Here is a 7708-nt window from a genome sequence, read left to right as displayed (position 1 = left end):
TTCTCGCAATGAATGTGGAGGCAGGCGCAAAATTGGCCCAGCGTCTGTCCTTCCAGCCAAGCGGCCGAAAACCAGCAGCATCCTCCTTGAACAGTTTTAAGGATGATTGGCGGAAGGGCGGATCAGCGCGAAACCGCTTCGTGGTCGTAGCGTTCCCAGCCTTTGGGGCCGAGATGCTCCTGCGGCATGAAGCGCATCTTATAGTTCATCTTGCGCGAGCCGTTGACCCAGTAGCCGAGATAGACATGGGGCAAGCCCATCGCCCTGGCGCGGGCGATGTGGTCGAGGATCATGAAGGTGCCGAGCGAGCGATCCTCGAAGTCCGGATTGAAATAGGAATAGACCATCGACAGGCCGTCGGCCATCTTGTCGGTGAGGGCCACCGCGATCAGCTCGCCCTGGCCCTTGCCGGTGATGAAGCTGTCGGGGCCGCGGCGCCGGTACTCGATGACCTTGGTGTCGACATGGGTGTCCTCGACCATCATGGCGTAGTCGAGCACCGTCATGTCGGACATGCCGCCGCGGCGATGGCGGGCATCGAGATAGCTGCGGAACAGCGAATACTGCTCGGTGGATGGTTGCGCGTCGTGCATGGCGCCGATGAGGTCTGAATTGTGCTGTATCACCCGCCTCATGTTGCGGCTGGCGGTGAATTCCTGGGCCAGGATGCGCACCGAAACGCAGGCGCGGCAGGTCTCGCAGGCCGGCCGGTAGGCGATGTTCTGCGATCGCCGGAAGCCGCCTTGCGTCAGCAGGTCGTTCATCTCCGACGCCTTGTCGCCGACCAGATGCGTGAACACCTTGCGCTCGAACTGGCCCTCAAGATACGGGCACGGTGACGGCGCGGTCAGGAAGAACTGTGGCGACTGGGTTGGATGCTGCGTCATCGAACCTTGGAAACACTCCTGCGAATCATCATACCTTTGGCGCGCGCAGCGAAAAATTCAACAGGATTGTGAAAGCGCGCCGAGCGGACGCCTTCACTTTGCACATAAACGCTCGCGGGAGACTCGCGAAAGCTGTCCTCAGCGGTCACTGCGGCTGACCACCGTGCCCAACAGCAGGTCGTGCAGCGTGCGCTTGCGGTCGGCAAACAGCGACACCAGGAGGACCAGCGGCGTCAGGATGACGTTGCCGGCCCAGAACAGCACCGAATGCACCACGGCCGTCAGCCCGTCGATGCGGGTGCCGTCGAGGCGGTCGAGCCGGATCCCCATCATCTTCATGCCTGTCGTGGCCTGGTCGGTGCTGCCGAGCGTGTTCCAGATGTAGAGGATGGCGACGGCCGGCACGAGGACGGAAAACAGCATCCAGCCGAGGCCGAGCGTCAAGATCCCGAGGAAGAACACCAGGATCGCGAACGGAATGGTGAGCAGCGCGACGATGCAATAGTCGATGATGAAGGCGAGGACACGCCGCGTGCGCACGCCGTCATAGGCCCTGATATCATCGAGCCTGGTGGTGATGATTTCGCCGTCGAGAACGCGCGCGTTCATGTCATTTCCTCGTAATCAGGCCCGGGATAGGGTGCGGGCCGCCTGGTGTTGAAATGGTGAAGTCTCGCGACGGAATCAAGATCGAGCCGTTTTCAGCCTGCGACTGGAAGCAGCGCCGAACCTAATGCATGTCGCGCAAAAAGTGCGCAGCGGTTTTGCGATAACGACATGCATAGAAACAAGGGCTTAAAGCGCGTCGCATGAATCCGTTCGAACGCGAGCGCTTTAGCTTGGATCGGTTGAATTTGCCGCGCGGATGGCGTTAGTTTGCTGCGGCGCAACATATCAGGCGGGCAAGGGACGGGGCGACATGGACTATGACATGCTGGTCATTGGCAGCGGCCCTTCCGGGCGCCGTGCCGCGGTGCAGTCGGCCAAGCTTGGGAAATCCGTTCTGGTGGTCGACAGGGGACGGCGTCTTGGCGGTGTTTCCGTGCACACCGGCACCATCCCGTCGAAGACGCTGCGGGAAACTGTGCTCAACCTCTCCGGTTGGCGCGAGCGCGGCTTCTACGGGCGCGGCTACCGGGTCAAGCAGGACATTTCGGTCGGCGACCTGATCGAGCGCCTGCACAAGACACTCGATCATGAAGTCGAGGTGCTGCAGCACCAATTCATGCGCAATACGGTCAAGAGCGCACGCGCCGGGGTCAAATTCCTCGGTCCCAACAGAGCGAGCCTGACGACGGAAACCGGCGACTATAGCGAAGTCGGTTTTGCGCATGCGCTGATCGCGGTCGGCACCCGCCCGCACCGGCCGCGCGACGTGCCCTTCGACAAGACCCGTATCTTCGACAGCGACGAGATGCTGGAGCTCGAGCGCCTGCCGCGCACGCTCACGGTGATCGGCGCCGGCGTCATCGGCGTCGAGTACGCGACGATCTTTTCGGCGCTCGACGTGCCGGTGACGCTGGTCGAGCCGCGCAACACCATCCTCGATTTCGTCGACCGCGAGATCGTCGACGACTTCATCCATCAGATGCGCGACCGCGGCATGACGATCCGGCTGGGCAGTGCGATCAAGGAGATCGCCTCGAAACCCGACTATGCCGAGGTGACGCTTGCCGACGGCCGCACCATACGCTCGGAGATGGTGCTTTATGCTGCGGGGCGCACCGGCAATGTCGGCGCGCTCGGCCTGGACGTGGTCGGCATCGAGGCCGATTCCCGGGGCCGCATCAAGGTCGATCCGCAGACCTTCCGGACCAGCGCGCCGAACATCTATGCCGCCGGCGACGTCATCGGCTTTCCAAGCCTCGCCTCCACCTCGATGGAACAGGGCAGGGTGGCCGCCTGCCATGCCTTCGGCGTGCCCTTGCCGCCGCCGCCGGAAACCTTTCCCTACGGTATCTACGCGGTGCCGGAAATCTCGACCGTCGGCCAGTCCGAGGAGCAGGTGCGCGAGAGCGGCGGCGCATATGAGGTCGGCGTGGCGCGTTTCCGCGAGACCTCGCGCGGCCATATCATGGGCGTGAACACTGGCTTCCTGAAGCTTCTGTTCTCGATCGAAACGCGCCGGCTGCTCGGCGCGCACATCGTCGGCGAGGGCGCGACCGAACTCATTCACATTGGCCAGGCGGTGATCAATCTCGGTGGCACCGTCGATTTCTTCGTCAACAACACTTTCAACTATCCGACGCTGGCCGAAGCCTACAAGATCGCCGGGCTCGATGCCTGGAACCGCATGGGGCGAGCGTAAAACCTCGGCTCATCAGTTCGCCTGCGCGACGGCGATTGCCGGGCCCGCCAGCCATTGCCTGACGATTTCAGCATCCCGATCGCCGATTTCATGGCTGGAGGCGATGGTGGGGGCCTCGACCTCGGCACCATGTGATTCGAGCAATGCGACCAACGCCGGCGCGAAGGGCGCGTAGGTCAGGTCGGCGGCGCCGACGATGATCAGCACGCGCGCTTGGGACAAGTCGGCTGGTGGCACGTCGTCGAGCACCGGCATCGGGCGCAGCAATGCTGCCCGTTCGATGAGGCCGGAATGCAACAGCATCACGCTCGAAACCAGATTGGCGCCGTTCGAATAGCCGAGAAAAATCGTTCGGGAGAGATCGAGACCGTGGCGCTTCGCGGCCGCGGTGACGAAGCCCGCGAAAGCGTCCGCCTCGGTGCGGATGCTCTCCTGTTCGAAGCGCGTCGGCGTGACCCTCGCGAACCAGCGGAAACCGTCCTCCTGGGCGATGCGTCCACGGACCGCCAGCAGCACGGCGCGCGGTGAGATTTGCCGCGCCAGCGCCACCAGCGTCGTCTCGTCGACCCCGGATCCATGCAGCAGGAAAAGGCATTCGCCGCTCGAATCAACGGGTCGATAGAGCCGGTAGAAAAAGGCCAGATCGCGCCGCAAAATGCCATCTTCCGGAGGTTTTTCCGCCATAGTTCATCCCTTTGATTTCGTGATGGTTTTGTTCATTTGCCGGCTTCAAAACGGAATATTTTCGGGCTCCTTCAAAGTTGATTGAACCAGGCGCATTTCAGTCCGTTTCTTCGCCGATATGCTCCTGCGGGAGGAATCGAAGCGGTGCGTCCGGCGGTCGCATCGATTGCCGGCATGAACAACCAGCTTTGAGGCCTTTTATCGATGACCGTGCCAAATTCACCGGATCGCGCTATCGCGTTCCGGGATACGCGTATCCCGGAACGCGATACGCGTATTGATGTGTTCCGCGCTCTCGCTCTGCTGATCATATTTGTCGACCATGTCCCGGGCACGGTTTTCGAAACCCTGACCTATAAGAATTTTGGCTTTTCGGATGCCGCGGAGGCCTTCGTGCTGATCTCCGGCATGTCCGTCGCGCTCGCCTACGGCTCAAAATTCGAGCCCGGAAACCGGCTCATGGCGACACTGAAATTGTGGCGCCGCGCCGGCGTGCTCTATGTCGCCCACATCGTCACGACGATGGCGGTGGTGGCGATCTTCTGCGCGGCGGCGGTGTTCGCCAAGCGGCCGGACATGCTGACGCTGATCAACATCGAGCCATTGATCAGGAACCCGCAGCAGGCGCTGATCGGCATCGCCACGCTTGGCCATCAGCTCGGCTACAATAATATCCTGCCGGTCTATGCGGTGCTGCTGCTGATGGCGCCAATCTTCCTGCTGTTCATCAGCCACAGGCCTTTGCCGGCGCTGGCGATATCCGGAATTCTGTGGCTGGTTGCCGGGATCTACCAGATCGCCCCGCCGAACTATCCGGAGCCCGGCTTCTGGTTCCTCAATCCGCTGTCGTGGCAGTTCCTCTTCAACATCGGCCTGGCAAGTATGTTGCATATCAGGCGCGGCGGCACCATTCCGGTCAATCGCTGGCTGGTCGGCGCCGCGGCGATCTATGTCGCGGCGGCATTGATCTGGGTGCACAGCCCGCTATGGGGGCACGTGTCATGGCTGAACCTGCCTGTGGTGCTGACCGGCTTCGACAAGACGTTCCTGTCGCTGCCGAGGCTGCTGCACATCCTGGCAGTGAGCTACCTGATCGTGGCGTATCCTTCTGTCTCGAACCTGTTCCGCACCGGCCGCGACCATCCGCTCGCCGTATTGGGCAAACGATCGCTGCCGGTTTTCATCGCCGGCACGGTGCTCGCCATGGCGGCGCAGGTGATGAAGCTGATCAACCCGGGCGGCTTTGCCTACGACAGCTTGCTGATCGCCGCAGGCATCGCCATGCAGTTCGCGCTCGCCTATTATCTCGAATGGCTGTCGGGTCTTGGACGGTCCGGCAAGAGCAAGCCGGTCCGCAGCGAGGCGTCGCCAGTCCATGCGTCCTTCGGTGTGGGAGCCATGGCGACAGGCATCAATCGATAGGCGTCCGGGCTCAAGCTGTTTTGGGCGGCGGTCCGGAAGATGCCCTGACGACAAGCTCGACGCCGAGCGTCTCGCGCCGCACCGTGCCGTCGAAATCGAGGATCATTCGTGCCGCCCGGCGGCCAATCTCGGCGATCGGCTGGGCGATCGTGGTGAGCGCAGGATCACAAAGCGCCGCCTCAGGCACGCCGTCGAAGCCGATGACCGAGACGTCGCCGGGAACCGCGATGCCCCGCGCGGTCAGCCATTCGATCGCGACCATGGCCATCCGGTCCGACATCGCCAGGATGGCTGTCGGTGGCTCTGCCGAGGCGAAGATCGTTTCGAGACCGGCTCTTGTGCTGGCTTCGTCGTTTTCGGTCTCGTATACCGGAATCCCGGCGGTATCGACGCCGAACCGGGAAAGCGCCTCGAAATAGCCGACGAGGCGATCGCGTGTGCCGGTGTAGGCGGCCGTCCGGACTTGGCTCGGCGAGACAAGACCGGTGCTGTCGTCGGCGAAAGGCAGCGCCAGAACGGCGAAGCGCCGATGGCCAAGCTCGGCGAGATGCTGCGCCGCCAGGCGGGCGCCGGCGACATTGTCGACGCCGATCGCCGAGACCGTGTCATCCTCCGAGCCGAGTTCGAGCGCGACGAAGGGGAGCTTTCGTTCACGCGTCAGCTCGACGAGGCGCGGACCTCCCTCGATGCAGAACAGGATAAAACCGTCGACCAGCGCGCTCTGGATGTTCCAGGCAAGTTTTTCCTCATTGCCGGCCGATACCAACGCGATACCGGCGCCGGTGGCGTCACATGCCTCGGAAATCCCGGCCATCATCGTGCGGGCAAAGGGATCGTCGAAGAAATAGGATAGCGGTTCGGTCGTTGCGACGCCGATCGCGTTGACCTTGCCGGCGCGCAGCAGCCGGCCCTTGGGATCCGGACCCGCATAGCCCATCGCCTCGGCCGCTGCCTTGACCCGTTCGCGGACTTCCTCGCGCACGATCTCGGGACGGCTGAACACGTTGGAGGCGGTGCCATGCGAAACCCCGGCGGCCTTGGCTATGTCGGCCAGCCGGATGGGTCTTGTATTGCCTTCGGTGGATGACGCCATTTTTTGCCTCCAGGCAAGCTACCTAGCACCTTTGTTGGATCGATTCAAATTTTTGCTTGACATTGGTGCGGGCGGGTATATTTTTGAATCGATCCAAACGTTGCGCTAACCGTCGATTGGATCGATTCAGGAAGGAGAGTGCCATGCACCCCGTGAATTACCTGTTCCGAAGACATCTACCGCAACGACTGGAGCATCACCTCGAACGCGATGACCAGGACACGTCGCGGCAGCGCCGGCCCGTGGATCCGCGACCTGCGTTTTCTCGTGGAGCGCAAGCGGAGCTGATCGGCAGCGCTTTTTCGTACCTGTCGATTGGATCGATTCAAAATGGAAAAGGGAGCCTGCCATGCATCCGATCAAGCACCTGTTCGAAGACATCTATCGCAACTATTGGGGCATCTCGCCGGCCACCGATCGGCCGGAGCGGCGCCGCCTGACCAAGCCGGCCGCACGCAATCGCGACCTGCCGGTCCAGCCCGAACGCCGGCAAGATCGGTTATCGTCTGACTGACTGTCGTTTGGCTGGAACGGGCCCCGGCCGTTCGCCTGCTACCGCCGCACTTTGAGGCGGGAGGGAATGCCGTCTCAGGAGCGTGGGCGCACCAGCGCCGAGGCCGCAATCGCCAGCCAGCCGGCGATGAGCAAGGTGCCGCCGATCGGCGCCGACAGCGGGAAAAGCCGCGAGCCGAGGAAGTCCCGGGCGAGGAGATCGCTGCAGAACAATACAAGTCCGACGAGAAGGATGAGGCTTCCGATTCGCAGGATACGGTTTGCGCCGACGAGACCGATTGCAAGAAAGACCGGCGCATGCATGAGCAGGAAGGATGCGACCGTGCCGACGAAAGCGCCGCCCAGATGCGCCGCCGCGGCGGACAGGGCCACGCCGGCCGCGCCGCACAGGCCGCCGACGAAAACGAGGATGCGGCCGCTGCCGCTTATTGGTTGCCCGGCCGTGCTCATGTCTCTGGTCTCCGTGGAGTAATGATGGCCCGCAAACGGTGTCACGACTTTCCAGCCTGCACCAGCATGTCGCGCGCGCGGCGCGACTGGACCAGCCAGTTATACACCGCTCCGCCCGCCATCAGCACGGACGTGCCGAGAAACACCGCGCGCATGCCGAAATGACCGCCGACGAAGCCGCCGAGCAGCGGCCCGGCGACCTGTCCGGCATATTGCGCCGAGATCGACAAGCCGAGCACATTGCCGCCGACGCCGTCCGGAACATTGTGGCGGATGACGCTGGTGATGCAGGGCAGGAGACCGCCAAGTGCCAGCCCCATCAGGAAACGCAGGCCGACGAGCTGCCAGCCC

9 protein-coding genes are annotated in these 7708 nt (G+C 62.8%); 3 read left to right on the top strand and 6 right to left on the bottom strand.

What is annotated here, in order from left to right; all coding sequences use genetic code 11:
• Nucleotides 1-122: 122 nt before the first annotated feature.
• The gene (locus EOB36_RS32150; RefSeq protein ID WP_095485737.1) at nucleotides 123-887 is read right to left on the bottom strand and encodes an arginyltransferase; all 765 of its coding nucleotides are present in this window, start codon (nucleotides 885-887) and stop codon (nucleotides 123-125) included.
• A 138-nt stretch (nucleotides 888-1025) separates the two neighbouring features.
• Nucleotides 1026-1496, bottom strand: a complete 471-nt coding sequence (locus EOB36_RS32145; RefSeq protein ID WP_095485738.1) for an RDD family protein — start codon at nucleotides 1494-1496, stop codon at nucleotides 1026-1028.
• Between the two features lie 310 nt (nucleotides 1497-1806).
• Between EOB36_RS32145 and sthA the strand changes: the two genes are divergently transcribed.
• Nucleotides 1807-3195, top strand: coding sequence for a Si-specific NAD(P)(+) transhydrogenase (gene sthA, locus EOB36_RS32140; protein WP_095485739.1), 1389 nt, complete (start codon nucleotides 1807-1809; stop codon nucleotides 3193-3195).
• 12 nt (nucleotides 3196-3207) lie between these two features.
• Here the strand turns inward: sthA and EOB36_RS32135 are convergent, their stop codons facing one another.
• Entirely contained in the window at nucleotides 3208-3879 is a 672-nt protein-coding gene (locus tag EOB36_RS32135) for an alpha/beta hydrolase (RefSeq protein ID WP_128286471.1), read from the bottom strand.
• Between the two features lie 204 nt (nucleotides 3880-4083).
• On the opposite strand from EOB36_RS32135, the gene EOB36_RS32130 reads away from it, so the two are divergent.
• On the top strand, nucleotides 4084-5301 hold the full coding sequence (locus tag EOB36_RS32130; RefSeq protein WP_128286470.1) for an OpgC family protein: 1218 nt from the start codon (nucleotides 4084-4086) through the stop codon (nucleotides 5299-5301).
• A 10-nt stretch (nucleotides 5302-5311) separates the two neighbouring features.
• Here EOB36_RS32130 and EOB36_RS32125 read toward each other — a convergent pair whose 3' ends face one another.
• Entirely contained in the window at nucleotides 5312-6394 is a 1083-nt protein-coding gene (locus tag EOB36_RS32125) for a LacI family DNA-binding transcriptional regulator (RefSeq protein ID WP_128286469.1), read from the bottom strand.
• 349 nt (nucleotides 6395-6743) lie between these two features.
• Here EOB36_RS32125 and EOB36_RS34560 point away from each other — a divergent pair, with 349 nt between their 5' ends.
• Complete coding sequence (locus EOB36_RS34560; RefSeq protein WP_164897680.1) at nucleotides 6744-6908, top strand: hypothetical protein; 165 nt, start codon at nucleotides 6744-6746, stop codon at nucleotides 6906-6908.
• A gap of 74 nt (nucleotides 6909-6982) precedes the next feature.
• Here EOB36_RS34560 and EOB36_RS32115 read toward each other — a convergent pair whose 3' ends face one another.
• Together EOB36_RS32115 and EOB36_RS32110 are read right to left on the bottom strand one after the other, a co-directional pair.
• Nucleotides 6983-7357, bottom strand: a complete 375-nt coding sequence (locus tag EOB36_RS32115) for a DUF423 domain-containing protein (RefSeq protein WP_128286468.1) — start codon at nucleotides 7355-7357, stop codon at nucleotides 6983-6985.
• 41 nt (nucleotides 7358-7398) lie between these two features.
• Nucleotides 7399-7708: MFS transporter (locus tag EOB36_RS32110; RefSeq protein ID WP_128286467.1), on the bottom strand; the 310-nt coding region annotated here is incomplete at its 5' end.

The organism is Mesorhizobium sp. M6A.T.Cr.TU.017.01.1.1, from assembly GCF_004023115.1.
Taxonomy (GTDB): domain Bacteria; phylum Pseudomonadota; class Alphaproteobacteria; order Rhizobiales; family Rhizobiaceae; genus Mesorhizobium; species Mesorhizobium mediterraneum.
The sequence above is the reverse complement of the archived record's forward strand: the minus strand, read 5'-3'. Positions and strand labels throughout refer to the sequence as shown.